This is a genomic window from Luteimonas sp. A482 (genome assembly GCF_054072655.1).
Genome location: NZ_JBSVRO010000001.1, coordinates 517,441 through 543,409, shown reverse-complemented (window position 1 = coordinate 543,409; position 25,969 = coordinate 517,441). Strand labels below are relative to the sequence as shown.

The window sequence follows — 25,969 nt, the reverse complement described above, 5'->3', positions numbered from 1 at the left end:
ACCCCATCGCGACCTGTCCAACGGACCTCCCATGAGCGCCACCGTCACCCCCATCGCCGAAGCCCATGCCCGCCACGCGGCAGCCGCGCAGCCGGTTGCCACGCCCGCGCAGACCCTGGCCTGGTTCGACGGCGCCCTGGTTGCCTCTGACACCATGCAGGCCGGCCTGACCACGCACGCCATGCACTACGGCAGCGGCGTGTTCGAAGGCATCCGCGCCTACGCCACGGACGAGGGCACGGCCGTGTTCCGCCTGCCCGAACACCTCGAGCGCATGCGCCAGGGCGCGGAGATGTTCGGCCTGCCCTTCGACCCCGCGCAGTGCGCGCAGGCCACCCTGGCGACGCTGCGCGCCAACGGCCACAGCGACGCCTACATCCGCCCGCTGGCCTGGTTCGGCGAGGGCAGCTTCGGCCTCGACGTCGAAGGCCACGTGCCGCACCTGATGGTCGCCACCACCGCCACCCAGGTGCACCTCAACGGCAGCCGCGCGCGCCTGGGCGTGAGCCGCTGGCGCCGCAACCCGGCCGATTCGCTGCCGCCGCTCAAGCTCTGCGGCGGCTACGTGAACTCGATCCTGGCCAAACGCGAGGCCAAGGCACGCGGCTTCGATGAGGCCCTGTTCACCGATCGCGAGAACAACGTGGTCGAGTGCACCGGCGCCAACGTGTTCATGGTCAAGGACGGGCGCATCACCGCGGTCGAGCACCGCGACGCCCTGCCCGGCATCACCCGCGACACGCTGCTGCAGCTCAGCGGCGCGGAGTCGCGCATGGCGACGCTGTCCGAACTGCTGGATGCCGACGAAGTGTTCGCCTGCGGTACTGCCGCCGAGGTGGCGCCGGTGGCGCAGATCGAAGACCGCCACTACGGCGACAACCCGGTGACGCGTGGGCTGCAGGCACTGTATGGCCGCGTCGTGCGCGGCCAAGAAGCCGCATACCGCCACTGGCTGACGACGGTCTGATGGACCCTGCCGTAGCCAGCACCATCGAGGTGTCCGCCAGCGACGTGCTGGCGGCGCAGGCGCGGCTGCGCAGGTACCTGGACGTCACCCCGACCCACTACGCCGAGCGCTTCGGCACCTGGCTCAAGCTCGAGAACCTGCAGCGCACCGGTTCGTACAAGGTGCGCGGCGCATTGAACGCGCTGCTGGCCGCGCGCGAGCGCGGCGACGACCGCTACGTGATCACCGCCTCCGCCGGCAACCACGCGCAGGGCATGGCCTGGGCGGCGTACCGGCTTGGCATCCCCGCGATCACGGTGATGCCGAAGACCGCGCCGGAGACCAAGGTCGCCGGCGTCGCCCATTGGGGCGCCACGGTGCGCCTGCACGGCGAAACCTACGACGAGGCCAAGGCATTCGCCAAGGAGCTGGCCGAACAGAACGGCTTCCGGCTGCTGTCGGCCTTCGACGATCCCGACGTGATCGCCGGCCAGGGCACGGTCGGCCTGGAGATCGCCGCGGCGATGAACCCGGACGTGGTGCTGGTGCCGATCGGCGGCGGCGGCCTGGCCGCGGGCGTCGCGCTGGCGCTGAAGTCGCAGGGCGTGCGCATCATCGGCGCGCAGGTGGAGGGCTGCGACGCCATGGCGCGCGCGCTCAAGGGCGACCGCAGCCTGGTCGATCCGCGCGCCACGCTGGCGGACGGCGTGCGGGTGAAGGAGCCGGGCTACCTCACCGAACGCATCCTGCGCGAGCTGCTGGACGACGTCATCATCGTGCGCGAGGCCGAGCTGCGCGAGACCCTGGTGCGCCTGGCGCTGGAGGAACACGTGATCGCCGAGGGCGCCGGCGCGCTGGCGCTGGCCGCCGGCAAGCGCGTGGCCGGCAAGCGCAAGTGCGCGGTGGTGTCCGGCGGCAACGTCGATGCCGGCGTGCTGGCCACCCTGCTTTCGGAGGTCCGCCCGCGGCCGCCGCGCAAGCCGCGCAGGCGCGTGCGCGAGCGACTTCCGCTGCCGGCGGCGAAGCAGACCCTGCTTCCCGCCGGCCTTCTCCCTGTATCCGATACATCGTCGCCGCGGCAGAAACCCGCACCGAGTAACATCCGCAAGGATCTTCCCGAGGAACTCCTCGCATGAGCAGCACCCCCCAATTCGTACGCATCTTTGACACCACCCTGCGCGACGGCGAGCAGTCCCCCGGCTGCAGCATGACTCCGCAGCAGAAGGTGGTGATGGCGCGCGCGCTCGCCGAACTGGGCGTGGACATCATCGAAACCGGCTTCCCGGCCAGCTCGCAGTCCGACCGCGACGCCACCGCGCAGATCGTGCGCGAGCTGCGCGACACCACCCTGGCCGTGCTCTCGCGCTGCCTGCCCGGCGACATCGAGGCCTCCGCGCGCGCGCTCGAAGGCGCCGCGAAGCCGCGCATCCACGTGTTCCTGTCGACCAGTCCGCTGCACCGCGAGCACAAGCTGCGGATGAGCCGCGAGCAGGTGCTCGACTCGATCGGCACGCACGTCGCGATGGCGCGCAGCTACGTCGACGACATCGAGTTCTCGCCCGAGGACGGTACCCGCACGGAGGAAGACTTCCTGCACGAGGCGGTCGGCGTGGCGATCGCCGCCGGTGCGACCACCATCAACGTGCCCGACACCCTCGGCTACACCACGCCGGAAGAGATCCGCGGCCTGTTCGAGCGCATGATCGCGAACATCCCGGGCGCGCGCGACGTGATCTTCAGCGCCCATTGCCACAACGACCTCGGCCTGGCCGTGGCCAACTCGCTGGCGGCGATGGAGGGCGGCGCGCGCCAGATCGAGTGCACCATCAACGGCATCGGCGAGCGCGCCGGCAACGCGGCGCTGGAAGAGCTGGTGATGGCGCTGAAGGTGCGCAGCGCCTTCTACGGCATCGACACGCGCATCGACACGCGCCGCCTGGTGTCGACCTCGCAGCTGCTGCAGCGCCTCATCGGCATGCCGGTGCAGCGCAACAAGGCGATCGTTGGCCAGAACGCGTTCGCGCACGAGTCGGGCATCCACCAGCACGGCATGCTGCGCAACCGCAGCACCTACGAGATCATGAGTCCGTCCGACGTCGGCTGGCCCGACACCAAGATGGTGCTGGGACGCCACAGCGGCCGGGCTGCGCTGGAGCACCGCCTGCGCGCGCTCGGCTACACGATGGAGGACGAGCAGCTCGACCAGGTATTCATCCGCTTCAAGGACCTGTGCGAGCAGCAGCGCGTGGTGGAGGACGATGACCTGGAGCGGCTGATCAACGGTGGCCTCGATGGACAGGGCTATCGGCTGGCGTCGATGACCATCAGCGATCGCGGCCAGCGCGCCAGCGCGCAGGTGGAGCTGTCGGATCCGGACGGCAGGAAGATCAGCGAGAGCGCGCTGGGCGACGGCCCGGTGGATGCGCTGTTCGCGGCCCTGTGCAATGCGACCGGGGTGAAGCTGTCGCTGGAAAGCTACAGCGTGCACAGCGTCGGCCTCGGCGCGGATGCGCAGGGCGAGGCTTCGCTGAGCGTCCACCACGAGGGCGTCGAGTACCAGGGCAGCGGCACCAGCCGCGACATCATCGAGGCCAGCGCACTGGCCTGGCTGGACGTGGCCAACCGCATCCTGCGCCGCGCGCCCGCCGCCACGCCGGGCATCGAAGCCCGCGCGACCGCCTGATCCAACCCACACCGCCGCCGTCCGCCGCCTCGCGCGTCGGGCCGGCACGCACAGGCGGACAGCGCCTTCGCCGTCCGCCCCTCTTCCACGCTCGCCTTCGAAATCCATGCACGCTGACATTGTCGTACTGCCCGGGGACGGTATCGGTCCCGAGATCATCTCCGCCACCCTGCCCGTCCTGGAAGCCGTCGCCACGCGCTTCGGCCATTCGTTCTCATTTGCCGAGCACGATATCGGCGGCATCGCCATCGACCGCCACGGTGAACCGTTGCCGGCGGCGACGCTCGAAGCCGCGCGCAAGGCCGATGCGATCCTGCTGGGCGCGGTCGGCGGCCCAAAGTGGGCGGACCCGAACGCGAAGGTCCGCCCCGAGCAGGGCCTGCTGGCAATCCGCAAGGCCCTGGGCCTGTTCGCCAACCTGCGTCCGGTCAAGCCGCATGCGGCCGCGCTCGACGCGTCCCCGATCAAGCCCGAGCTGCTGCAAGGCGTGGACATCGTGGTGGTGCGCGAGCTCACCGGTGGCATCTACTTTGGCGACAAGACCCGCAGCGACACCGAGGCCACCGACCTGTGCCGCTACAGCGTGGCCGAGATCGAGCGCGTTGTCCGCAGCGCCGCGGCGCTTGCCCGCCAGCGCCGTGGACACCTGACCTCGGTCGACAAGGCCAACGTGCTGGAGACCTCGCGCCTGTGGCGCGACGTGACCACGCGGGTGATGCGCGATGAGTTCGCGGACGTGACCGTCGAGCACCAGTTGGTCGATTCGATGGCGATGCACCTGCTGTCCAGGCCGCGCGCCTACGACGTGATCGTGACCGAGAACATGTTCGGCGACATCCTCACCGATGAGGCCTCGATGCTGGCCGGCTCGCTGGGGCTGCTGGCCTCGGCATCGCTGGGCGCCGGCAAGGTCGGAATCTATGAGCCGATCCACGGCTCTGCGCCTGACATCGCCGGCAAGGGCATCGCCAACCCCTACGCCACGATCCTGAGCGCGGCGCTGCTGCTGCGGCATTCGCTGGGGCTCGAGGCCGAGGCTGCGGCGGTGGAAGCGGCGGTCTCCGCTGCGCTGGACGCGAGGGTATTCACCGCCGATCTCGCCGCGCCGGGCCAGGCGGTCGATACCGCCCGCGCCGCGCAGGCGGTACTCGAACACATGGCCTGAAGCTGCACGGCCGGCCCGCGGGGCACGGCGAGGGTCGACGACATCGAAACAGACAGGGGATGCAAATGCGGCTTTCGAGGGACGAATTTCTGGCGCGGGTCGAACGCCGCGATCCAGGCCAGCCTGAGTTCCTGCAGGCGGTAAAGGAGGTCACGGCCAGCCTGTGGCCGTTCCTGGAGCGTTTCCCCGAGTACGGCCAGCACGGCCTGATGGAGCGCCTGGTCGAGCCGGAGCGCGTGATCCAGTTCCGAGTGAGCTGGGTCGACGACCGCGGCAACGTGCAGGTCAACCGCGCCTGGCGCGTGCAGCACAGTTCGGCGATCGGTCCGTTCAAGGGCGGCATGCGCTTCCATCCATCGGTGAACCTGTCGATCCTCAAGTTCCTGGGTTTCGAGCAGACCTTCAAGAACGCGCTCACCACGCTGCCGATGGGCGGCGGCAAGGGCGGCGCGGACTTCGACCCCAAGGGCAGGAGCGACGGCGAGGTGATGCGCTTCTGCCAGGCGCTGATGTTCGAGCTGCACCGCCACCTGGGGCCCGATACCGACGTGCCCGCGGGCGACATCGGCGTGGGGGCGCGCGAGGTTGGTTTCATGGCCGGCATGATGAAGAAGCTCTCCAACCAGGCCGGCAGCGTGTTCACCGGCAAGGGGCTGTCCTACGGCGGCAGCCTGATGCGGCCGGAAGCAACCGGCTTCGGCACGGTCTACTTCGTCGAGCAGATGCTGCACCACGCGCGGCGCGAGACGCAGGGCGCGCGGGTGCTGGTCTCCGGGTCGGGCAACGTGGCGCAATTCGCCGCAGTCAAGGCCGAGGAACTGGGTGGCAAGGTGCTGACCTTCAGCGATTCGGACGGCACGCTGTACGCGCGCGACGGCTTCGACCCCGAAGCGATCCGCGAGGTCGCCGACCTGAAGAACCTGCGCCGCGGACGCCTGTCCGAACTGGGCGAGGACGCGCGCTTCGAGTACCTGCCCGGCAAGCGGCCCTGGCACATCCCGGCCGAGATCGCCCTGCCCTGCGCGACCCAGAACGAGCTCGACGCCGACGATGCGCGCACGCTGGTGCACAACGGCGTGGTCTGCGTGGCCGAAGGCGCGAACATGCCGAGCACGCTGGAGGCGGTGGACGTGTTCCTCGAGGCGGGCACGCTGTATGCGCCGGGCAAGGCGAGCAATGCCGGCGGCGTGGCCACGTCCGGGCTGGAGATGAGCCAGAACGCGCTGCGCCTGTCGTGGCACCACGCGGAGGTCGACGAGCGCCTGCACGCGATCATGAAGGATATCCACGGCCACTGCGTGCGCCACGGCAAGCGCCAGGACGGCAGCATCAACTACGTCGACGGCGCCAACATCGCCGGCTTCGTGAAGGTCGCCGACGCGATGCTGGCGCAAGGCGTTTACTGAGGCGCTGGCGCGCGGCGTTCTCGTGGAGGCGGAGCGCGGCGACCGGGCGCTCGGTCGCTCGCCCGCGCCCGTCCTGTCATCTCGAACGCAGTGAGAGATCTTCTTCCGGCGGCGTGATTCGGTTGGGTAGATCTCTCACTGCGTTCGAGATGACAGCTGGGTCCGAGATGACAGCTGCGTTCGAGATGACAGCTGGGCTCGAGATGACAGCTGCTTCAAGCCGACGGTGAATGGCTACGGATGCGATCCGACCTCGCGAACGCCAGGCGCGCCGGCTCACCCCATGGCGTCGAACAGCCAGGGCTGCGCCGCGCGGTGCCGGGTCTCGAACGTGGCGATCGCGTCGCGCTCCTGCAGGGTCAGGCCGATGTCGTCCAGGCCGTTGAACAGGCAGTGCTTGCGGAACGCGTCGATCTCGAAGGAATGCTGCGCGCCGTCGGGCCGGGTCACCGTCTGCGCGGCGAGGTCCACCGTCAGCGTATAGCCCTCGTTGGCCGCGCACTGTGCGAACAGCGCATCGACCTCGTCGTCGGCCAGCACGATCGGCAGCAGTCCGTTCTTGAAGCTGTTGTTGTAGAAGATGTCGGCGAAGCTGGGCGCGATGATGGCCCGGAAGCCGTATTCCTCCAGCGCCCACGGCGCATGCTCGCGCGAGGAGCCGCAGCCGAAGTTCTCGCGCGCCAGCAGCACGCTGGCACCGGCATAGCGCGGAAGATTGAGCACGAAGCCGGGATTGAGTGGCCGCGTGCTGCTGTCCTCGCCTGGCTGGCCGGCGTCCAGATAGCGCCACTCGTCGAACAGGTTCCGCCCGAAGCCGCTGCGCCTGATCGACTTCAGGAACTGCTTGGGGATGATCTGGTCGGTGTCGACGTTGGCGCGGTCGAGCGGCGCGACCAGGCCGGCATGTGTGGTGAAGGCTTTCATGGCTGCGTGGTCCTCAGGCTTGCATCAGTTCGCGCACGTCGACGAAGTGGCCGGCCACGGCGGCGGCAGCGGCCATCGCCGGACTGACCAGGTGGGTGCGTCCGCCCGTGCCCTGCCGTCCTTCGAAGTTGCGGTTGGAGGTCGACGCGCAGTGCTCGCCGTTGCCGAGCTTGTCGGGGTTCATCGCCAGGCACATCGAACAGCCCGGCTCGCGCCATTCGAAGCCCGCGTCCAGGAAGACCTTGTCCAGCCCCTCGGCCTCGGCCTGCGCCTTGACCAGGCCGGAACCCGGCACCACCAGCGCCTGCTTCACGCTGGCAGCGACCCTGCGGCCGCGGGCGACGGCGGCCGCAGCGCGCAGGTCCTCGATGCGCGAGTTGGTGCACGAGCCGATGAACACCCGATCGAGCCTGATGCTGGTGATCGGCTGGTTGGCCTGCAGTCCCATGTACTTCAATGCGCGCTCGATCGAATCCTTTTTCACCGGATCGGCCTCGCGCGCCGGGTCCGGCACGTTCTGGTCCACCGCCAGCACCATCTCCGGCGACGTGCCCCAGCTGACCTGCGGCCGGATGTCCTCCGCGCGCAGTTCGACCACGGTATCGAAGCGCGCGTCGTCGTCCGACACCAGCGTCTTCCACAGCGCGACCGCGGCATCCCAGTCGCCGTCCTTGGGCGCGAAGGGGCGGCCGTGCACGTAGTCGATGGTCTTCTGGTCCACCGCCACCATGCCCACGCGCGCACCGGCTTCGATGGACATGTTGCAGATGGTCATGCGCCCTTCGATGGACAGGTCGCGGATCGCGCTGCCGGCGAACTCGAGCGCGTGGCCGTTACCGCCGGCGGTCCCGATCCTGCCGATGATGGCCAGCACGATGTCCTTGGCGGTCACGCCGGGGCCCGGTCGGCCTTCGACGCGCACCTGCATGTTCTTCATCTTCTTGGCCACCAGGCATTGGGTGGCCAGCACGTGTTCGACCTCGGAGGTGCCGATGCCGTGCGCCAGCGCGCCGAACGCGCCGTGCGTGGAGGTGTGTGAATCGCCGCAGACCACGGTCATGCCCGGCAGGGTCGCGCCCTGCTCCGGACCGACGACGTGGACGATGCCCTGGCGCGCGTCGTTCATCCGGAACTCGAGGATGCCGAACTCGTCGCAGTTGTCGTCAAGCGTCTGCACCTGCAGGCGCGAGACCTCGTCGACGATCGCTTCCAGCCCGCCCTGGCGCTCGGCTTTGGTGGTCGGCACGTTGTGGTCCGGGGTCGCGATGTTGGCGTCCACGCGCCACGGCCTGCGGCCGGCCAGGCGCAATCCTTCAAAGGCCTGCGGCGAAGTCACCTCGTGCAGGATGTGGCGGTCGATGTAGATCAGCGAGGAGCCGTCGTCGCGACGCTTGACCTCGTGCATCTCCCACAGCTTGTCATAGAGAGTCTTGCCGGACATGGCGAATGGTTCCGATTGATGCTTGGGGTGGGTGACGGAGCGGCAGGCAGGCCATGGAGCCCGGCTTGACCAGCCTTCGGCTGTTGAAAGGCACTTCGCCGGGATGACGGTGTCTGCGGCTGCCGGGCAACCTGCTGATCCATCCTAGGCACTTGCATTCGATAACTCCAATTCATATTTTTCATCCAACGCATAACTGGAGCGACTGGATGCAACTGGCCAGCCTGGCGGCATTCCTGGCCGTCGCCGAGAGCGGCGGCTTCTCGGCGGCCGGCGAGCGGCTGCATCTCACCCAGCCTGCGGTGAGCAAGCGCATCGCCGCGCTGGAACAGCACCTGGGGCGGCGGCTGTTCGACCGCATCGGCCGCGAGATCGCGCTTACCGAAGCCGGCCGCGCCCTGCTGCCGCGCGCACGGAGCATCCTCGGCGAGATGGAGGACACGCGCCGCGCCCTGGGCAATCTGGACGCGTCCGTCGCCGGCCACCTCACCCTGGCGACCAGCCACCACATCGGCCTGCACCGGCTGCCACCGCTGCTGCGCGCGTTCATCGGCAAGCATCCGCAGGCGCCGGTCGACATCCGCTTCCTCGATTCCGAACACGCCTGGTCGGAGGTGCTGCACGGCCGGCTGGAGCTTGCGATCACCACGCTCGGCCCGGCCGCGGCGCCGCTGCGCGCCGTACCCGTGTGGGACGATCCGCTGGAATTCGTGGTTGCACCGGACCATCCCCTCGCCGCGCGCGGCCGCGCCACGCTGCGCGAGCTGGCTGCGCATCCGGCGGTGCTGCCCGATGCGAACACCTTCACCCACCGCATCGTGGCCGAGCGCTTTGCCGCCGAAGGCCTGGCGCCGCGCCTGCACATGACCACCAACGCGATGGAGACGCTGAAGATGCTGGCAGGCGTCGGCCTGGCCTGGAGCGTGCTGCCGCATACGATGCTCGATGCGTCGACGGTGGTGCTGCGCGTAGCCGGAGGGCGGCTGCAGCGCCAGCTGGGCTACGTCACCCACAGCGGGCGCACGCTGTCGAATGCGGCGCGCGCATTCATGGCGCTGCTGGACGATGCGTCGGTGCGGCAACGCTGATCATGCGCAACGCGACACTTCGCGTGTTCAGCGCGCGATATCGGGCCCGGGCTCGTCACGCCGCACCCGGAACCACGCGGCATAGAGCGCCGGCAGGAACAGCAGGGTCAGCACGGTGGCGATGGTGAGCCCGCCCATGATCGCCACCGCCATCGGCCCGAAGAAGGCGCTGCGCGACAGCGGGACCATCGCCAGGATCGCGGCCAGCGCGGTCAGCACGATCGGCCGGAAGCGGCGCACCGTGGCGTCGATGATCGCCTCCCAGCGCGGGTGGCCGGCGGCGATGTCCTGTTCGATCTGGTCGACCAGGATGACCGCGTTGCGCATGATCATGCCGGCCAGCGCGATCGTGCCCAGCATCGCCACGAAGCCGAACGGCACGCGGAATGCGAGCAGGAACAGGGTCACGCCGATCAGCCCCAGCGGCGCGGTCAGCAGCACCAGCAGCGAACGCGACAGGCTGCGCAGCTGCAGCATCAGCAGGGTCACCACCACCAGCAGGAACAGCGGCAGGCCGGCCTTGATCGAATCCTGGCCGCGCGCCGAATCCTCCACCGCGCCGCCGGTTTCCAGCAGGTAGCCCGGCGGCAGCGCCTGGCGGATGTCCTCCAGCGTCGGCAGGATCTGCGCCACCACCGTCGGCGGCGTGACGCCGTCGCGGATGTCGGCGCGCACGGTGATGGTGGGCAGGCGGTCGCGATGCCAGATGATGCCGTCCTCGTAGCCGTACTCGAGCGTGGCCACCTGCGACAGCGGCACCGGCCCGCCTTCGCCGCCGGGAATCGCCAGGCTGCCGAGCAGCTCCAGGTGCGTGCGCTCCTCGCCGGTGCCGCGCAGCAGCACGCCGATCAGCTCGTTGCCTTCGCGGAAGGTGCTGACCTGCAGCCCGCTGAGCGAGCCCGACAGGAACTGCGCCACGCGCTGCGAGCTGATGCCCAGCGCGCGCGCGCGGTCCTGGTCGATGCGCAGGCGCACCACCTTGCTCGGCTCGCTCCAGTCCAGGTGCACGTTGTCCAGGTGCGGGTTGGCGCGCACGCGCGTCGCGACCTGCTCTGCAAGCGCGCGCACCCGCTCGACGTGTTCGCCGGAGACGCGGAACTGGACCGGGTAGCCGACCGGAGGACCGTTCTCCAGCCGCGTCACGCGCAGCTGCAGTTCCGGGAAGCGCGGCACCACCTCGTCCAGCAGCCAGGCGCGCACCGCCTCGCGCAAATCGAGGTCATCCGCGCGCACCACGAACTGGGCGAAGTTGGTTTGCGGCAGCTGCTGGTCCAGCGGCAAATAGAAGCGCGGCGAACCGGTGCCGACGTAGGCGACGTAGTTGTCGATGCCCTCGCGGCCGGCCAGCATGGCCTCCAGTCGACGCACCTGGGCCTCGGTCGCGCGCAGCGAGCTGCCTTCGGCCAGCTCCATGTCGACCATCAGCTCGAGCCGCGTGGAATCGGGGAAGAACTGCTGCGGCACAAAGCGGAACAGCGCCAGCGACAGCGCGAATGCGGCAATGGTGGCGATGATCACCAGCCAGCGGTGGCGCAGCGACCAGTCCAGCAGGTGGCGGAAGCGCAGGTAGAAGCGGGTCTGGTAGGGATCGTGCCCAGGTATCGCCCCGCTTGAGCTCCCTCCCCCGCTTGCGCCTCCTGCCCCACTTACGCTCCCTCCCCCGCTTGCGGGGGAGGGTTGGGGTGGGGGCAAGCCGGTCGTCGCGCCATCAAGCGCCGCTTCGCGGCGCTCCCCCACCCCGGCCCTCCCCCGCAGGCGGGGGAGGGAGACGACGCTGCGAACGAAGTTGGACAGTCTCTGCAGCAGCGGCGGCTTCCCCGCATGCGCCTGCATGTCCGGCAGCATCTTCTCGCCCAGCCACGGGATGAACAGCACCGCCGCGATCCACGACACCACCAGCGCGATCGCCACCACCTCGAACAGCGAGCGCGTGTACTCGCCCACGCCCGAGGCCGCAGTCGCGATCGGCAGGAAGCCGGCCGCGGTCACCAGGGTGCCGGTGAGCATCGGGAAGGCGGCATTGGTCCAGGCGAAGCCGGCCGCGCGGAAGCGGTCGAAGCCCTGCTCCATCTTGATCGCCATCATCTCCACCGCAATGATCGCGTCGTCCACCAGCAGGCCCAGCGCCAGCACCAGCGCGCCCAACGAGATCTTGTGCAGGCCGACGCCAAACCACTTCATCACCACGAACGTCATTGCCAGCACCAGCGGGATCGCCACCCCCACCACCAGCCCGGTGCGGAAGCCCAGCGCGAAAAAGCTCACCAGCAGCACGATCGCCACCGCCTCGGCCAGCACCTTGACGAACTCGCCGACCGAGTCGCGCACCGCGGCCGGCTGGTCGGTGACCTTGCGCAGCTCCATGCCGGCCGGCAGCGTGCGCTGCAGGCGCTCGAACGCCGCGTCCAGCGTGCTGCCCAGGCGCAGGATGTCACCGCCCTCGCGCATCGACACACCCAGGCCGATCGCGTCCTGGCCCATGAAGCGCATGCGCGGCGCGGCCGGGTCGGAAAAGCCGCGGGTGACGGTGGCGACGTCACCCAGGCGGACGGTGCGGTCGCCGGCGCGGATGGGGAAGTCGCGGATATCGTCGACCGAGGCGAAGGCGCCGTCCACGCGCAGCTGCACGCGCTCGCCCGGGGTTTCGAAGAAGCCGGTCGGCGAGACGGCGTTCTGCTGCGCCAGCGCCTGCTGGATCGTCGCCATCGGGATGCCGAAGGTGGCCAGCCGCGTATTGCTGACCTCGATCCAGATCCGCTCGTCCTGCAGGCCGATCAGCTCGACCTTGCCGACGTTGTCGATGCGCTGCAGCTCAAGCTGGACCCGGTCGGCGTAATCCTTGAGCACGGCGTAGTCGAAGCCCTCGCCGGTGAGCGCGTAGATGTTGCCGAAGGTGTCGCCGAACTCGTCGTTGAAGAACGGGCCGACTACGCCCTCGGGCAGGGTCGCGCGGATGTCGCCGATCTTCTTGCGCACCTCGTACCAGAGCTTTGGCACGTCGCGCGAGCGCATCGAGTCGCGCGCCATGAAGATCACCTGCGATTCGCCCGGCCGCGAGTACGAGCGGATGTACTCGTACTCGCCGGTTTCCATCAGCTTCTTCTCGATGCGCTCGGTGACCTGGCGCGCGACCTCCTCGGCGGTGGCGCCCGGCCACAGGGTGCGCACCACCATCGCCTTGAAGGTGAACGGCGGGTCTTCCGAGCGCCCCAGCTGCAGGTAGGACAGCGCCCCGCCGATGGCGACCACGATCATCGCGTACAGCACCAGGCTGCGGTTGCGCAGCGCCCACTCGGAGAGGTTGAAGCGCATGGCTCAGCGCTCCACCCGGCCGCGGTGGGCGTCGCAATGCCGCGCCGGCGTGCTCTGACCAGGTCTCGCCCGGGCGACACCCGGCGCCAAGCACTGCGGCTTCGCGGCAGTCACCGCGGCTGTTCCGCGGAAGCCGGCGCCGGCGTGGCGAGCCCCACCGGCCGATTGTCGCGGTCCACCGGCGTCACCGCCTGGCCCTCGCGCAGCAGGTGACCACCCGCCGTCACCACCCAGTCGTCGGGTTCCAGCCCCGACAGCACCCGGACCCGCTCCTGGCCCAGCCGCCCCGGCTCCACCGGCGCCAGCCGCAGCGTGCCGCTGGCCGGCTCGAACACCCACACCGCATGCCCGCCCGACGGACCCGGCTGCAGCGCGGTCAGGGGCACGCTCAGCGCCGCGCCCTCCCCCTCCTCCCGCACGTGGACGCGCGCGCTCTGGCCCAGCGCGACCTCGTCGGCGACGTCGGCATCCAGTGCCACGCGCGCGGCGAAGGTACGCGCCTGCGGATCGGCGGCAGCGGCGATCTCGCGGATGCTCCCGCGCAGGCGCCGCTCCGGACCAACCCACAGTTCGACCTCGACCACCTGCCCGAGGCTGGCTTCGCCAACGCGCGATTCCGGCAGCGCGATCGCGACTTCGCGGCCGCCGTCACCGGCCAGGGTATAGACCGCCTGTCCAGCGGCGACCACCTGCCCGGCCTCGGCCAGGCGGCTGGCCACCACGCCATCAAACGGCGCACGCAGTTGCGCGTAGCCGGCCTGGTTGCGGGCGACATCGAGCTGCGCCCGGGCGGCGCTGGCTTGTTCCCCGGCCGCCCGCCAGGCCGCGTCCTGCGCGTCCATGGCCGACTGGCTGACCAGCCGCTCGCGCAGCAGCGCCTGGAAGCGGGTGCGGTCGGCGCTGATCCGACCCAGCTCTGCTTCGGCAGCCGCCAGCTGCGCACGCGCAGCTTCGGCCTGCAGGCGCTGGTCGCCCGGGTCCAGTTCGGCCAACACCTGGCCCTTGCGCACGCGTTCTCCGGCATCGACGTGGCGGCGGACGAGGTTGCCGCCGATGCGGAATGCGAGCGGGCTTTCCTCACGGGCGCGGATCTCGCCGGCGTAGGTGACGACCGCAGCGTCGGCGCCGCTGCGTGGCTGTTCCACCAGCACCGGGCGCCGCGTTTCGACGGCCTCGCCGTTCCCGCCGCAGGCGGACAGCAGTGCGGCCATCGCCGCACCAAGGGCCCACAGGGAGGAGCGATCGGTCATGTGCATCCGGAGCGCGGGGTGAATGCCAGGGCGGGCAGAGTATAAATAGCAAACCGATTAGTCTAGTATTCCATGGATGGCCCCGCAGCTCCCGCCCGTCGTCGCCAAGCCCAAGCCGACCCCCGGACCCGGCCGCCCCAAGGACCTGGCCAAGCGCGCCGCGATCCTCGACGCCGCGGCGCGCATGTTCACGCGCTTAGGCTTCGAAGGCGCGAGCATGGACCAGATCGCAGCCGAGGCCGGCGTGTCCAAGCTCACCGTCTACAGCCACTTCGGCGACAAGGAAGCCCTGTTCGGCGAGGCCGTGCGGGTGGTCTGCGATTCGCTGATGCCCGACGACCTGTTCGTGGCCGACCCGTCGGCGCCGCTGCGCTCGCAGCTGGACGGCATCGCCCGCGCCTTCTTCGCGATGATCACCAGCGAAGAAGCGCTGGCCACGCACCGGATGATGATGAGCCCCGGCGGCGACGAACGCCTGCGCCACCTGTTCTGGCAGGCCGGGCCTGAACGCGTGCAGCGTGCCTTCGCCACCTTCCTGGAGGCGCGCGCGGCCGAGCTGGAAATCCCCGATCTCGCCCGCGCTGCCCGCCAGTTCTTCGCGCTGCTCAAGGGCGACCTGCACACGCGCATGGCCTGCGGGCTGTGCGGGCGCCCCAGCACGGCCGATGTGGACGAACATATCGCTGCCACCGTCGCGATGTTCCTGCGTGCCTATGGCCGCCGGCCGCTGACCGCGCCCTGACGATTCGGGCCATCGGTCGCGGTGACTTCCGGCACTCAGCCGTCCCCGGGCCGCTGGCGATGATGGCCCCGGGGAATTCAGGTGATCCGGCCGGTAGAATCGCGTTCCCTCCTTCCACATTCCGGACCGCAAGATGACGTTCGATTACACCAAGGCCCGCGAGACCATGGTCGAGCAGCAGATCCGTCCCTGGGACGTGCTCGACGGCCGCGTGCTGGACGTGCTGGTGCGAATGCCGCGCGAGGCCTTCGTGGCCGATCGCCACCGCGCCCTGGCCTATGCCGACCTGGAGCTGCCGATCGGCCACGGCGAAACCATGCTCAAGCCCGTGCTCGAAGGCCGTGCGCTGCAGGCGCTGGAGCTGCAGGGCGGTGAGGCGGTGCTGGAAATCGGCGCCGGCAGCGGCTTCCTCGCCGCCTGCCTGGGCGCGCTTGCGCGCGAGGTGACCAGCATCGAGCGCCACGCCGACCTGGCCGAAGCCGCCGGCGACCGACTGCACGCGCAGGGCCTGGGCAACGTCTCGGTGGTCGCCGCCGATGCGTTCGCGTGGGAGCCCGGCCGCCAGTTCGACGCGATCTGCGTGTCGGGCGCGGTCGACACCGTGCCGTCACGTTTCCTCGAGTGGCTGCGTCCCGGTGGACGGATGTTCGTGGTGCGCGGCCGCGCGCCGGTGATGGAAGCGGCGCTGCTGCACAACGATGTCAACGGCCGCCGCTACGAATCGTTGTTCGAGACCGACCTGCCCTACCTCGCCGGCGCCGAACCGACGCCCGAATTCAAGTTCTGACACGCCCCGCATTTTCGCCAAGGATCTCCGATGCTTCGCCGCCCCCTCGTTCTCTCCCTCGCCCTGGCCCTTTCGTCCGCGCCGGTCTTCGCCGAAGACCTGATGCAGACCTACGAGCTGGCGCGGGTCAACGACCCGCAGCTTTCGATCGCCGAATCCAGCCGCCTGTCCACCCGCGAGAATGCCGTGCAGGCGCGTGCGGCGCTGCTGCCGCAGGTCAGCGGCTCGGCCGGCCTGACGCGCGCGCACGACGCCGGTGAGACCGGATCGGGCCGCGGCCGGAGCTACGGCGCCCGCCTGACCCAGCCGCTGGTCGACCTTGGCGCGATCTCCAACCTGCGCGCGCAGCGCGACTACAGCGTCGCCGCCGATTACGACCTGGCGGCCGCCGGCGACGAGCTGATCACGCGCACCGCCAACGCCTACTTCGACGTGCTGGTCGCGCTGGAGACGCTGAGCGCTGCCGAGGCGGCCGAGGCGGCGTTCCAGAAGCAGTTCGACTACGCCGACCGGCGGCTGGAAGTCGGCCTGGCGCCGATCACCGACGTCCACGAGGCCCGCGCCCAGTACGACGGCGCGCGCGCCAACACGATCCTGGTGCGCAATGCGCTGCAGGACGCCTACCAGGCGCTGGCCGAGATCACCGGCACGCCGATCAACGCGCTGCGTGCGCTGCCGGATGACTTCCGCCCCGAGCTGCCGGTCGGCGGCGATGCCGAAGCCTGGGTGCAGCGCGCGCTCGAGACCAACCCGAGCCTGCAGGCCGCGCAGTACTCGGTGCAGGGCGCCGAGCACGGCGTGCAGACCGCGCGCGCCGGCCACCTGCCCACGCTCGATGTGGGCGTGACCTACAGCAACAACACCAGCTGGTACTCGCCCTCGCCCGGCACCGTCAGCCTGACCGACGAAGGCCACACACTGGGCCTGACGCTGACCGTGCCGATCTTCTCCGGCGGCGCGACCCAATCGCGCGTGCGCCAGTCGATCGCCAGCCGCGACATCGCCCGGGACCAGCTCGAGCAGGGCCGTCGCGCGATCGAGCGCAACACCCGCTACGCCTACCAGGCACTGGTCGCGGGCATCAGCGAGGTCGAGGCGCGGCGCCTGGCGCTGGTCTCGGCGCAGAGCGCGTACGACGCCTCGCAGGTCGGCCTCGAGGTCGGTACGCGCACCGTCATCGACGTGCTGATCAACCAGCAGAACCTGTTCCAGGCCCGGCAGAACTACGCCACCGCGCGCTACAACTACCTGCGCAACCGGCTGCTGCTCGAGCAGGCGGCCGGCACGCTCGACGCGACCACGGTGCAGGACGTGAACCGCCTGCTGACCATCGACACCACGGCGCCCGCGCCGCTGCAGTAGGCACTTCGCCGTTGCGGCATCCGGAGCCGGCGCATTGCGCCGGCTTCGTCGTTTCTGGGGCCTACTGGTTTCACTGGTTTCAGCGGAAGAGCTTTCTGCCACGGATTTCGCGGATGACGCGGATAGACGCGGATAACGCAGATGAGGACGAGTGGCGGTGTCCTCGCCGTCTTGTCCTGTCCTGTCTTGATCCGCGGAATCCGCGAAATCCGTGGCTGACCGCCTTGCACCTCGGCGACCAGCTGGTGTCATCCCGACCCCGACAGCGCAGCGCGCAACGAGGCTCCCCGTCACGCCAGCCCGGGCGGCAGATCGGGGGCGATGACGTCGAGCGTGCGCTGCAGGGCGCCGCGGCCGTCGCGCACCAGGGCCAGGCCCGCATCGCGCATGGCCGCCCGCGCGTCGGCGTCGTCCATCAGCCCGATCAGCGCCGCGCCCACCGCGTCCGCGTCCTCGCCCACGCGCAGCGCGCCGGCAGCCTGCATCTGGCGCGCGATGTCGGCGAAGTTGTGCAGGTGCGGGCCGCTGACCACCGGCGTGCCCACCGCCGCCGGTTCAAGCAGGTTGTGACCGCCGATGTCCTGCAGGCTGCCGCCGACGAAGGCCACATCGGCGCAGGCATAGAACTGCTGCAGCTCACCGAGCGTGTCGAGCACGAACACCGCATCCTCGGCATCCGGCCACCGGGTCAGCCTGCGCGTGGCCACGCGCCAGCCGGCGTCCACCGCCTGCTGCGCGGCGCCGCGGAAACGCTCGGGATGGCGCGGCGCCCACAGCATCAGCAGATCCGGCCAGCGCTCGCGCAGGCGCCGGTGCATTTCAAGCACCGGCGTCTCTTCCTCGGGATGGGTACTGGCCGCGATCCAGACCGGCCGGCCGCCGATGCGCTCGCGGAACCCGGCCGCCTCGCGCGCCAGCGCCTCGGCGTCGATCGTGATGTCGTACTTGAGGTTGCCGGTGACCACGAGCGCGGCGGGTGGCGCGCCCAGTGCGCCGAAGCGGCGCGCATCGTCGTGCGACTGCGCGGCGACGCGGCGCATCGTGGCCAGTGCCCGCGACAGCAGCGGCCGCAGCGCGCGATATCCACGCAACGAGCGCTCGGACAGGCGCGCGTTGACCAGGTAGGCCGGGATGCCGGCGTCACGGCAGCAGAACAGCAGGTTCGGCCACAGCTCGGTTTCCACCACCAGCGCGATCTTCGGGCGGAAGTGTCCGAGGAAGCGGCGCACCGCGCCGCCGAGGTCATAGGGCAGGTAGGCGTGGTCCACGCGCTCGCCCCAGATCGCGCGCACCCGCGCCGAGCCGGTGGGCGTGATCGTCGTGATCAGCAGGCGCCGCTCCGGCGCAGCCTCGAGCAGGGCGTTGACCAGCGGCGCAACCGCGTTCACTTCGCCGACCGACACCGCATGCACCCACACCGGCGTCTGCGCCGCGGGCGCGGCGTAGTGGGCGTAGCGCTCGCTCCAGCGCTCGAAGTACGCCTCCTGGCGGAACCCGCGCCAGATCAGGTGATAGACCGTCACCGGCACCAGCAGGTACAGCACGGCCGAATACAGGCCGCGCAGCAGGCGTTCGGTCGTATCGGCGGCGGACATGCGGACAGGATAGCGGGAATGGGGCGGAGGCCGGTCCACGACAGATCGGGAGCAGGGCGTCGGGAGTCGAACAGCATCTTCACTGTCATCCCGAACGCAGTGAGGGATCTGCTTTCGCCACCGCCCAGATCCCTCACTGCGTTCGGGATGACACGCGGTACCGAAACGACATGCCCCTGCGGGGGTGCGATGTCCAACAGCATCCGACCGCGACACCCGGCCGGCCACACCCCTGCGACTACAATCCGCGCATGGCTTTCGAGACCGCCACGCCGCCACCGCCACCGCTGTCGCCACGCCACTGGCCGACCTGGCTGGGCATCGGCCTGATGGCGCTGGCCGCGCGCCTACCGTGGCTGTGGCAGCGCGCGATCGGGCGTGGGCTGGGCACGCTGCTGCGCACACTGCTGCGCGACCGCCGCGAAGTGGCCGCGCGCAACCTGGGGCTGTGTTTCCCGGAACTCGACGCCGCGGCGCGCGACGCGCTGCTGCGCGCGCACTTCACCGCGCTCGGCACCGGCCTGTTCGAGTTCGCACGCGCCTGGTGGGGTTCGGTCGATCCGATGCGCCGCGGGCTGGTGGTCGAAGGGCTGGAGCACATGCAGGCCGCGCGCGCCAGCGGCCGCGGCGTGATCGTGGTGTCCGGCCACTTCAGCACGCTGGAAATCTGCGGCCGGCTGATGTGCGACCACGTGCCGCTGGCCGGCATGTACCGCCCGCACGCGTCGCCGGCGATGGAATGGGCAGTGCGGCGCGGCCGCGCGCGCTACGCGGCGGCGATGTTCCCCAAGCAGGACGTGCGCGGCGCGGTCCGCCACCTGAAGAAGGGCGGCCTGCTGTGGTACGCCCCCGACCAGGACCCGAGCCGCGGCGATGCGGTGTACGTGCCCTTCTTCGGCCAGCCGGCGCACAGCCTCACCTCGACCCACTCGCTGGCGCGGCTGTCCGGCGCGGCGGTGGTGCTGTTCGAGCACCGCCGCCGTGCCGACGGCGGCTACACGCTGTGCCTGCGGCCGGCGCTGGAGGCGTTCCCGTCGAAGGACGCGATTGCCGATACCGCGCGCGTGATCGCCGGCATCGAGACGATGGTGCGCGCGGCGCCGGAGCAGTACCTGTGGATCCACCGCCGCTTCAAGCGGCAGCCCGATGGCACGTCGCCCTACGAGGCAGGCCCGTTGTAGGAGCGGCTTCAGCCACGATATGGGTGGTGCGGCATCCGCATGTTCGATCGCGGCTGAAGCCGCTCCTACAGGGGCGCGTGGCTATCGGGCAGCGGTGGGGCGCGACCGGCCAGCAGGCTGCCGGCGTACAGGGCCGCCAGCAGCAGGGTGAGGCCACCCCAGAACGTGGAATAGAAGGCCAGGTGGGTGTTGAACGGGAACACCGTCACCGCCAGCGCCAGCATGGCCGGGCGCGCGCGATTGCGTGCCTCGGCGTCGGCGAAGCGCCAGGCGCGCCAGGCCATGGCCGCGCCAGCCAGCCACAGCAGCAGGCCGAAGAAGCCGGTTTCACTCAGGACCTCGAGCACGATCTGGTGCGCATGGAAGGCCGGTCCCTCGCCCCACGCCGCGGGTTCGCCCGGCTCGGGATCGCAGGCCGGGAACGCACGACGGAAGCCGCGCGCGCCCACGCCGTTGACCGGATGCTCGCGCGCCATGCACAGCGCCGCGCTCCAGATCCGCGTGCGTCCGGACAGGGCGGTATCGACACCTTCGTCGCCGTCCGCGGTCCAGGCCTGCGCGGTGCGCTCCACGCGCTGCTGCACCTGCGGCGACACATAGCTCAGCGCAACCAGGGCGATCGCGCCGGCCGCGAACACGCCCAGCAGCTTCTTCCAGCCCAGCAGGCCCCAGCCGCTGAAGGCCAGCACCAGCGCGAAGGTGATCCACGACGCGCGCGAGCCGGCGAACAGCACCACCGTCCCCACCAGCAGCGCGGCCACGATCCAGCCACCGCTGCCGAAGCGGCGTCCGGCGACATAAAGTGCGAACGGCGACAGGCTGGCCAGCACCACGCCCAGCTTGAGGTTGCACGGTCCCAGCACGCCGCCCAGGCGGTCGACGGTGGCGAGCTGGTCCACGCTGCACATGGGCCGGCCGCTGATCGCCTGCTTGAGCGTGTCGATGCCCCAGAACAGGGGACTCGTACCGGTGACCACCTGGGCCAGCGCATCCAGCGTCCAGACCAGCACGATCACCGCCAGGCCGCCGAAGGTCGTGCGGCGGCCGCGCGGCGAGGCGACGGCCGAGGCCGCCAGCCACAGGAACGGCAGGTAGCGCAGGTCGACCAGCGATTCGCGCAACGCGCGGCCCTGGTCGACCGCATCGAACGAGGACACCAGCTGCGGCAGCCAGTACGCGCAGAACAGCACGCTGGTCAGCGCCCAGGCCTGGTGGCTGAGCAGGCGCATGCCGCCGCGGAACCGGCCGATCAGCAGGTGCACGATCGCCGCCAGCGCGCCCAGCACCATCACTGCTTCCGCGTAGCCGGGGGCGGGCCACAGCGCCACGAAGGTCAGCACCCAGTGCGGGGCCCAGCGCCAGCCGGCGGATTGCGCCTCAGCGGGCGAGGAGGACGGCGGGATCGTCGCGGAGTTCGTCATAGACCGAGAGCGTGGCTTCCTGCATCGACTGCAGGGTGTACGGAATGGTATCGGGAAGCGATGGCGGACGTTGCAGCAGTGTGCGTGCCGCCAACGCCAGCGCAGCGGCGTCGAACGGCGGCACCGCGCCGCCCGGCTGCAGTTCGCGCAGCAGTTCGCCGCTGCCGCCGTGTTGCCATCCCGCCACGGGGCGCCCGCAGGCCAGCGCCTCGATCACGGTGCGGCCAAAGGCCTCGGGCTTGCGCGAGAGCTGCAGCACCAGGTCGCAGGCGGCATAGGCCTCGGCGATGGCGGCGGTGGGCGCGGTGATCGCAAGCGCGGCGGACACGCTCTCGCGCGCGGCCTGCTGTTCGAGTTCGGCGACGTAGCGCTCGCGGCCGCGTTCGCGCGCCCCCGGCATCCACAGCCGCACATCCACGCCGCCAGCGCGCAGCGTCGCCAGCAGCGCCAGCGCGTCGGAATGGCCCTTGAGCCGGGTGCCGCGCCCGGGCAGCAGCATCAGCGGGCCATCGCCGCCCAGCGCCGGATGCTGCGCGGCCACGCGAGCGCGCGCGTCGCGATCGGGCCGCGGCGCCCGCGGGAAGTCGGCAGGATCGATGCCGCGCGGCACCAGGCGCAGGCGCAGCGGGTCGGTTGCCGGATAGTGCTGCAGCACGTAGTCGCGCACCGTGCGCGACACGCAGATCACGCGCTCGCCGCGCGCCATGATCGCGCTGTAGCGCGAGGGCGAGTTGAGCCCGTGCACGGTGGTGACGAACCGCGGACGCGCCGCGGCAGGCATGCCCGCAAGCGCCCACCAGCCCAGCCAGGCCGGCAGCCGCGAACGTGCGTGCACGATGTCGACCCCCTCGCGCGCGAACAGCCGCCGCAACGCCGGCACGTGGCGCAGCACCAGCGGTGACTTGCGGCCGATGTCGAGTTCGACGTGCTGCGCGCCGCGCGCCCGCAGCTCGCGCACCAGCCGGCCACCGGCGGACACCACGATGGCGCGGTGACCCGCGCGCACCAGCGCGTCGGCGATCTCGAGGGTGGAACGTTCGACGCCGCCGGACTCCAGCCCCGGCAACAGCTGCACCACGGTCAGCGGGCGCGGCATGCGCGTGCCGCCCGCGGCGTCAGTCGACCAGGACGAAGTGCGCGCCGCAGTACGGGCAGTCGGCTTCGCCGCCGTCGGCCTCGATCGGCATGTACACGCGCGGATGCGAATTCCACAGCGCCATCGACGGCAGCGGGCAGCTCAGCGGCAGGTCGCCGCGACGGACTTCGTAGCGGGTCTGCGCATTGGCCTGCGTGGGCTGGGACTGCGTGGCGGTCATGGCGTGTGCGACATCCGGATGGAACCCGCGCATTCTAGCCCGGAGCGGCGGCAGCCTGTGAGCGTGGAAGCCCGCGACCGCGACAGGGTAGCGTCGTGGAGATGCCCCGCTATTGCGGCAGGTCGAACAGCAGCAGGTCGGCGATGCCATCGCCTGCACCGGACAGACGCAGCAGGCCCGCTTCGCCTGAAATGCCGATCGCATCGCCCGCCGACAGCGGCTGTCCGTCCGCATCGACCGAGCCTTCCACCACATGCAGCCAGTAGCGCCGGGCCGGATCCAGCGCCTGCTCCACTGTGATCCCGCGCGCCAGCCGCGTGCCGCGCAGGCTGGCCTGCTGGCGGATGGCGAGGCTGCCGTCGATGCCGTCCGGCGAGGCCAGCGTCGCCCAGCGGCCCTTGCGCAGCGCCGGCTCGAACCTGCGCTGCGCATAGTCCGGCTCGAGCCCGGCGGCGCCGGGCATGATCCAGATCTGCAGGAAATGCACCGGCTCGCTGTCCGAGCCGTTGTACTCGCTGTGTTCGATCCCGCTGCCGGCGCTCATCCACTGCAGTTCGCCCGGCCGCAGCACGCCCGTGCCGCCGCTGCTGTCGCGATGCGCGAGCGCACCGCTGACCACGTAGCTCAGGATCTCCATGTCCGCGTGCCGGTGCGGCGGGAATCCGCCGCCCGGCGCAACACGGTCCTCGTTGATCACGCGCAGCGGCCCGAAACCCATCCACCGGGGATCGTGGTAATGCCCGAACGAAAACGTGTGCCGGCTGTCGAGCCAGCCGGCGTTGACGTGGCCGCGATCGGCGGCAGGCCTGTCGATGCGCATGGCCGCGACTCAGCCTGCTGCCGCTTCGCCCTCGGGCGCAGCGACGAGCGCTTCGGTGGTGATGCGGATGTGCACTTCGTCGCTCACGTGCGGCGCCGCCATGCCCAGCCCGAAATCGCTGCGCTTGAGGGTGGTGGTTGCGTCGAAGCCCGCGGCGGCGCGGTTGGCCATCGGGTGCTCGCCGAAGCGGTTCATGGTCACGTCCAGCACCACCGGATGGGTGTTGTCCTTGATGGTCAGGTCACCGGTGACCTTGAGCTTGTTCGGGCCGGCCGATTCGACCGCTGTGCTGCGGAAGGTCGCGGCCTGGTACTTGTCGGCTTCGAAGAAGTCGGCGCTGCGCAGGTGCGTGTCGAAGTCGGCCACGAACGAGTTCAGCCCGCTCAGCGGCAGCGTGACCTCGACCGAGGACGCGGATACGTTGTCGGCGTCGTACACGATCTGCCCCTCGGCCCCGCCGAAGTTGGCGACCGGGTTGGAGAAGCCCAGGTGGTTCCACTGCGCGATCACGGTGGTGTGGCCGGGGTCGATCACGTAGGTGCCCGACACGCCTTCGACGGTTTCGGCAGCGGCATCCGGGGTGGCGGCGGCGATCTCGGCCGCAGGGCCCGCGGCATCGACCGGCGCCGGCGGTTCGGACTGCTGGCAGGCGGCGAGGGCCACGGTCAGGGCGAGGGGAAGCAGGAGCCTGGAAGAGATGTGCATGGGTGTGCCTCTGGAAGCGATGGGTGGAAGGGGATGGCGAGCCGTCCCCGGGCGCTGCGGCATGGGTACGGCACCCGCGGGCGGCGGCAGGTCGCCACCCGCGGGGAAATCATGCGCTCATTCGATCCTGGCGGCCTCGTCGAAGGACAGCCGCGGCGAGCGCGGATATATCGCCGCCGGATCGCCCTGGCCGAGGTTGACCAGCACGTTGGAGCGGATCGAGGTGCCCTTGAAGAAGGCCTCGTCGACCTGCGCGTTGTCGAAGCCGCTCATCGGCCCGGTGTCGAGCCCGAGCGAGCGCGCGGCCATGATCAGGTAGGCCGTCTGCATGCTCGACCCGCGCAGGGCGACGCGCTGCAGGCGCTCTTCGGGCGAACCCTCGAACCAGGACTTCGCATCCACGTGCGGGAACAGCGCGGGCAGCTTGTCGTAGAAGCGCAGGTCGTGGCCCACGATCACCGTCACCGGCGCCGACATCGTCTTGGCGTGGTTGCCCTCGCTGAGCGCCGGCCCGAGTTTCTCCTTTGCCTCGGGCGAGCGCACGAACACGAACCGCGCCGGGCAGGTATTGGCCTCGGTCGGCCCCAGCTTGAGCAGGTCGTAGAGCCGGCGCAGCGTGGCCTCGTCGATCGCGCCCGAAAACGCGTTGTGGGTGCGGGCGGCACGGAACAGCTGGTCGAGCGCTGGGTCGGGCAACGGGGTCATGTGCATCCTGGGCGTGGCGGAATGGCAACAGTGTAGTGTTCCATGCACGGCACTTTGCATCGACCTCCGTAACTGATGATCACAAAAATAGAACAATCGGCAGCCCAACCCGGGGATTCACCCCAAATCTGGTCGCTCAGCGACGGCCGGGCCGGCAATGCACGCCAGGCCGACGCGCTGGCCGCGGCGCTGGGCGGCGCAGCGCGGAGCCTGACGCTGGAGCCGCGTGCGCCCTGGCGCTGGTTCGCGCCGCGGGGCCTGCCTGGTGCCGCAGGCGCGTTCGGCCCCGACTTCGATCGCGCGCTGGTCGCGCCACCGGCCGTCGCCGTCGGCTGCGGGCGGCAGGCGGCCCTGGCCACGCGGCTGCTGCGCGGACAAGGCGCCAAGGCGGTCCAGATCCTCGATCCGCGGATCGACCCACGCCACTGGGACGCCGTCATTGCGCCGGCACACGATGGCCTGTGCGGCGCCAACGTCATTACGCTGCTGGGCAGCCTGCATCCGGTCGACGATGCCTGGCTGCAGCGCGCGCGCGCGCGCTTCCCTGCCGTGGGCGAGCTGCCGGCGCCGCGTACCGCGCTGCTGCTGGGCGGACCGACCGCCAATGCCCGCTGGGACGCCGCGCACATCGACCGCCTGCTTGGCCAGCTTCTGGCCATCCGCGCACAGGAGGCAGGCAGCCTGCTTGCCACCGTCTCGCGGCGCACCCCGGGCGGCATCGTCGACCTGCTGCGCAGCCGCCTCGATGGTGTGCCCGGCCTGCTGTGGACCGGCCCGGCAGACGGCGCCAACCCCTACCCCGGCCTGCTGGCCTGGGCCGACCGCATCGTCTGCTCGCCCGACTCGGTCAACATGGTCTCCGAAGCCTGCGCCACCCGCGTGCCCGTGCATGTCTTCGATGCCGCGCTCGCGCGCAGCCGCCCACGTCGCTTCCTCGAAGCCCTCGCCGCACGCGGACGCCTCGGCGGGATCGAGCTGGCGCCTGCCCAAGACGTCGAACCGCTCCGGGAGACGCCGCGCGTCGCGGCGGAGGTCCGCACGCGCCTTGGCTTGGACGCGCGCTGACCCCTTGGCAGCGACCGCTGGGCGCGGGCCTGAGCTTCGCCCTGGTCGTGCTGCG

General features: G+C 70.6%; 21 protein-coding genes and 1 pseudogene. 11 read left to right on the top strand and 11 right to left on the bottom strand.

Annotated elements, in window-relative coordinates:
- Nucleotides 1-31: 31 nt before the first annotated feature.
- The 5 genes and pseudogenes from ACW5DW_RS02400 to gdhA all read left to right on the top strand — a co-directional run bounded on the left by ACW5DW_RS02400 (nt 32) and on the right by gdhA (nt 6,200).
- Entirely contained in the window at nt 32-967 is a 936-nt protein-coding gene (locus ACW5DW_RS02400) for an aminotransferase class IV (RefSeq protein WP_457017153.1), read from the top strand.
- Nucleotides 968-990: 23 nt separating this feature from the next.
- Nucleotides 991-1,953 (top strand): annotated as a pseudogene (locus tag ACW5DW_RS02395) (threonine dehydratase); the annotation flags it as partial.
- A gap of 125 nt (nt 1,954-2,078) precedes the next feature.
- Nucleotides 2,079-3,629, top strand: a complete 1,551-nt coding sequence (locus ACW5DW_RS02390; protein WP_457017152.1) for a 2-isopropylmalate synthase — start codon at nt 2,079-2,081, stop codon at nt 3,627-3,629.
- 106 nt (nt 3,630-3,735) lie between these two features.
- Nucleotides 3,736-4,794: a 3-isopropylmalate dehydrogenase gene (leuB, locus tag ACW5DW_RS02385; protein WP_457017150.1), complete on the top strand. Its 1,059-nt coding sequence runs from the start codon at nt 3,736-3,738 to the stop codon at nt 4,792-4,794.
- 65 nt (nt 4,795-4,859) lie between these two features.
- Entirely contained in the window at nt 4,860-6,200 is a 1,341-nt protein-coding gene (gene gdhA / locus ACW5DW_RS02380; protein WP_457017148.1) for an NADP-specific glutamate dehydrogenase, read from the top strand.
- A 276-nt stretch (nt 6,201-6,476) separates the two neighbouring features.
- On the opposite strand, the gene leuD is transcribed toward gdhA, so the two are convergent.
- Together leuD and leuC are read right to left on the bottom strand one after the other, a co-directional pair.
- Nucleotides 6,477-7,124 carry a 3-isopropylmalate dehydratase small subunit gene (gene leuD, locus ACW5DW_RS02375; protein ID WP_457017147.1) on the bottom strand — a complete coding sequence of 216 codons (648 nt, stop codon included), beginning with the start codon at nt 7,122-7,124 and terminating at the stop codon, nt 6,477-6,479.
- Nucleotides 7,125-7,137: 13 nt separating this feature from the next.
- Nucleotides 7,138-8,565, bottom strand: a complete 1,428-nt coding sequence (gene leuC / locus ACW5DW_RS02370) for a 3-isopropylmalate dehydratase large subunit (protein ID WP_457017145.1) — start codon at nt 8,563-8,565, stop codon at nt 7,138-7,140.
- A 209-nt stretch (nt 8,566-8,774) separates the two neighbouring features.
- On the opposite strand from leuC, the gene ACW5DW_RS02365 reads away from it, so the two are divergent.
- Complete coding sequence (locus ACW5DW_RS02365) at nt 8,775-9,653, top strand: LysR family transcriptional regulator (protein ID WP_457017143.1); 879 nt, start codon at nt 8,775-8,777, stop codon at nt 9,651-9,653.
- A gap of 27 nt (nt 9,654-9,680) precedes the next feature.
- Here the strand turns inward: ACW5DW_RS02365 and ACW5DW_RS02360 are convergent, their stop codons facing one another.
- Both ACW5DW_RS02360 and ACW5DW_RS02355 read right to left on the bottom strand, forming a co-directional pair.
- Nucleotides 9,681-12,965, bottom strand: a complete 3,285-nt coding sequence (locus ACW5DW_RS02360; RefSeq protein ID WP_457017141.1) for an efflux RND transporter permease subunit — start codon at nt 12,963-12,965, stop codon at nt 9,681-9,683.
- A gap of 110 nt (nt 12,966-13,075) precedes the next feature.
- Nucleotides 13,076-14,215: an efflux RND transporter periplasmic adaptor subunit gene (locus ACW5DW_RS02355; RefSeq protein WP_457017139.1), complete on the bottom strand. Its 1,140-nt coding sequence runs from the start codon at nt 14,213-14,215 to the stop codon at nt 13,076-13,078.
- A 76-nt stretch (nt 14,216-14,291) separates the two neighbouring features.
- On the opposite strand from ACW5DW_RS02355, the gene ACW5DW_RS02350 reads away from it, so the two are divergent.
- From ACW5DW_RS02350 to ACW5DW_RS02340, 3 genes are all read left to right on the top strand, one after another.
- Nucleotides 14,292-14,957: a TetR/AcrR family transcriptional regulator C-terminal domain-containing protein gene (locus tag ACW5DW_RS02350; RefSeq protein ID WP_457017137.1), complete on the top strand. Its 666-nt coding sequence runs from the start codon at nt 14,292-14,294 to the stop codon at nt 14,955-14,957.
- A 133-nt stretch (nt 14,958-15,090) separates the two neighbouring features.
- The gene (locus tag ACW5DW_RS02345) at nt 15,091-15,744 is read left to right on the top strand and encodes a protein-L-isoaspartate O-methyltransferase family protein (protein ID WP_457017135.1); all 654 of its coding nucleotides are present in this window, start codon (nt 15,091-15,093) and stop codon (nt 15,742-15,744) included.
- A gap of 30 nt (nt 15,745-15,774) precedes the next feature.
- Nucleotides 15,775-17,106, top strand: coding sequence for a TolC family outer membrane protein (locus ACW5DW_RS02340; protein WP_457017134.1), 1,332 nt, complete (start codon nt 15,775-15,777; stop codon nt 17,104-17,106).
- A gap of 290 nt (nt 17,107-17,396) precedes the next feature.
- On the opposite strand, the gene waaA is transcribed toward ACW5DW_RS02340, so the two are convergent.
- Nucleotides 17,397-18,701, bottom strand: a complete 1,305-nt coding sequence (waaA, locus tag ACW5DW_RS02335) for a lipid IV(A) 3-deoxy-D-manno-octulosonic acid transferase (RefSeq protein ID WP_457017133.1) — start codon at nt 18,699-18,701, stop codon at nt 17,397-17,399.
- Between the two features lie 251 nt (nt 18,702-18,952).
- Here waaA and lpxL point away from each other — a divergent pair, with 251 nt between their 5' ends.
- Nucleotides 18,953-19,882: an LpxL/LpxP family Kdo(2)-lipid IV(A) lauroyl/palmitoleoyl acyltransferase gene (gene lpxL, locus ACW5DW_RS02330; RefSeq protein ID WP_457017131.1), complete on the top strand. Its 930-nt coding sequence runs from the start codon at nt 18,953-18,955 to the stop codon at nt 19,880-19,882.
- Nucleotides 19,883-19,947: 65 nt separating this feature from the next.
- Here the strand turns inward: lpxL and ACW5DW_RS02325 are convergent, their stop codons facing one another.
- The 6 genes from ACW5DW_RS02325 to ACW5DW_RS02300 all read right to left on the bottom strand — a co-directional run bounded on the left by ACW5DW_RS02325 (nt 19,948) and on the right by ACW5DW_RS02300 (nt 24,849).
- Nucleotides 19,948-21,303, bottom strand: a complete 1,356-nt coding sequence (locus ACW5DW_RS02325) for an O-antigen ligase family protein (protein ID WP_457017129.1) — start codon at nt 21,301-21,303, stop codon at nt 19,948-19,950.
- Nucleotides 21,260-22,399 (bottom strand): glycosyltransferase, encoded by a 1,140-nt coding sequence (locus ACW5DW_RS02320; RefSeq protein WP_457017127.1) that lies wholly within the window; start codon nt 22,397-22,399, stop codon nt 21,260-21,262. Before ACW5DW_RS02320 ends, ACW5DW_RS02325 begins: the two co-directional genes overlap by 44 nt.
- A 19-nt stretch (nt 22,400-22,418) precedes the next feature.
- Nucleotides 22,419-22,619 (bottom strand): zinc-finger domain-containing protein, encoded by a 201-nt coding sequence (locus tag ACW5DW_RS02315; RefSeq protein WP_457017125.1) that lies wholly within the window; start codon nt 22,617-22,619, stop codon nt 22,419-22,421.
- A gap of 109 nt (nt 22,620-22,728) precedes the next feature.
- Nucleotides 22,729-23,439, bottom strand: a complete 711-nt coding sequence (locus ACW5DW_RS02310) for a pirin family protein (RefSeq protein WP_457017123.1) — start codon at nt 23,437-23,439, stop codon at nt 22,729-22,731.
- A 9-nt stretch (nt 23,440-23,448) separates the two neighbouring features.
- Nucleotides 23,449-24,144 (bottom strand): YceI family protein, encoded by a 696-nt coding sequence (locus tag ACW5DW_RS02305; protein WP_457017122.1) that lies wholly within the window; start codon nt 24,142-24,144, stop codon nt 23,449-23,451.
- A 117-nt stretch (nt 24,145-24,261) separates the two neighbouring features.
- Nucleotides 24,262-24,849, bottom strand: coding sequence for a malonic semialdehyde reductase (locus tag ACW5DW_RS02300; protein ID WP_457017121.1), 588 nt, complete (start codon nt 24,847-24,849; stop codon nt 24,262-24,264).
- Between the two features lie 75 nt (nt 24,850-24,924).
- Here ACW5DW_RS02300 and ACW5DW_RS02295 point away from each other — a divergent pair, with 75 nt between their 5' ends.
- Nucleotides 24,925-25,914 carry a mitochondrial fission ELM1 family protein gene (locus ACW5DW_RS02295; RefSeq protein ID WP_457017119.1) on the top strand — a complete coding sequence of 330 codons (990 nt, stop codon included), beginning with the start codon at nt 24,925-24,927 and terminating at the stop codon, nt 25,912-25,914.
- Nucleotides 25,915-25,969 lie beyond the last annotated feature (55 nt).

Excerpts from the sequence above, each read along its gene's own strand:
- ACW5DW_RS02400 (WP_457017153.1), top strand. The coding sequence starts at position 32 with ATGAGCGCCACCGTCACCCCCATCGCCGAAGCCCATGCCCGCCACGCG.
- ACW5DW_RS02390 (WP_457017152.1), top strand. The coding sequence starts at position 2,079 with ATGAGCAGCACCCCCCAATTCGTACGCATCTTTGACACCACCCTGCGC.
- leuB (WP_457017150.1), top strand. The coding sequence starts at position 3,736 with ATGCACGCTGACATTGTCGTACTGCCCGGGGACGGTATCGGTCCCGAG.
- gdhA (WP_457017148.1), top strand. The coding sequence starts at position 4,860 with ATGCGGCTTTCGAGGGACGAATTTCTGGCGCGGGTCGAACGCCGCGAT.
- leuD (WP_457017147.1), bottom strand. The coding sequence starts at position 7,124 with ATGAAAGCCTTCACCACACATGCCGGCCTGGTCGCGCCGCTCGACCGC.
- leuC (WP_457017145.1), bottom strand. The coding sequence starts at position 8,565 with ATGTCCGGCAAGACTCTCTATGACAAGCTGTGGGAGATGCACGAGGTC.
- ACW5DW_RS02365 (WP_457017143.1), top strand. The coding sequence starts at position 8,775 with ATGCAACTGGCCAGCCTGGCGGCATTCCTGGCCGTCGCCGAGAGCGGC.
- ACW5DW_RS02360 (WP_457017141.1), bottom strand. The coding sequence starts at position 12,965 with ATGCGCTTCAACCTCTCCGAGTGGGCGCTGCGCAACCGCAGCCTGGTG.
- ACW5DW_RS02355 (WP_457017139.1), bottom strand. The coding sequence starts at position 14,215 with ATGACCGATCGCTCCTCCCTGTGGGCCCTTGGTGCGGCGATGGCCGCA.
- ACW5DW_RS02350 (WP_457017137.1), top strand. The coding sequence starts at position 14,292 with ATGGCCCCGCAGCTCCCGCCCGTCGTCGCCAAGCCCAAGCCGACCCCC.
- ACW5DW_RS02345 (WP_457017135.1), top strand. The coding sequence starts at position 15,091 with ATGACGTTCGATTACACCAAGGCCCGCGAGACCATGGTCGAGCAGCAG.
- ACW5DW_RS02340 (WP_457017134.1), top strand. The coding sequence starts at position 15,775 with ATGCTTCGCCGCCCCCTCGTTCTCTCCCTCGCCCTGGCCCTTTCGTCC.
- waaA (WP_457017133.1), bottom strand. The coding sequence starts at position 18,701 with ATGTCCGCCGCCGATACGACCGAACGCCTGCTGCGCGGCCTGTATTCG.
- lpxL (WP_457017131.1), top strand. The coding sequence starts at position 18,953 with ATGGCTTTCGAGACCGCCACGCCGCCACCGCCACCGCTGTCGCCACGC.
- ACW5DW_RS02325 (WP_457017129.1), bottom strand. The coding sequence starts at position 21,303 with ATGACGAACTCCGCGACGATCCCGCCGTCCTCCTCGCCCGCTGAGGCG.
- ACW5DW_RS02320 (WP_457017127.1), bottom strand. The coding sequence starts at position 22,399 with ATGCCGCGCCCGCTGACCGTGGTGCAGCTGTTGCCGGGGCTGGAGTCC.
- ACW5DW_RS02315 (WP_457017125.1), bottom strand. The coding sequence starts at position 22,619 with ATGACCGCCACGCAGTCCCAGCCCACGCAGGCCAATGCGCAGACCCGC.
- ACW5DW_RS02310 (WP_457017123.1), bottom strand. The coding sequence starts at position 23,439 with ATGCGCATCGACAGGCCTGCCGCCGATCGCGGCCACGTCAACGCCGGC.
- ACW5DW_RS02305 (WP_457017122.1), bottom strand. The coding sequence starts at position 24,144 with ATGCACATCTCTTCCAGGCTCCTGCTTCCCCTCGCCCTGACCGTGGCC.
- ACW5DW_RS02300 (WP_457017121.1), bottom strand. The coding sequence starts at position 24,849 with ATGACCCCGTTGCCCGACCCAGCGCTCGACCAGCTGTTCCGTGCCGCC.
- ACW5DW_RS02295 (WP_457017119.1), top strand. The coding sequence starts at position 24,925 with ATGATCACAAAAATAGAACAATCGGCAGCCCAACCCGGGGATTCACCC.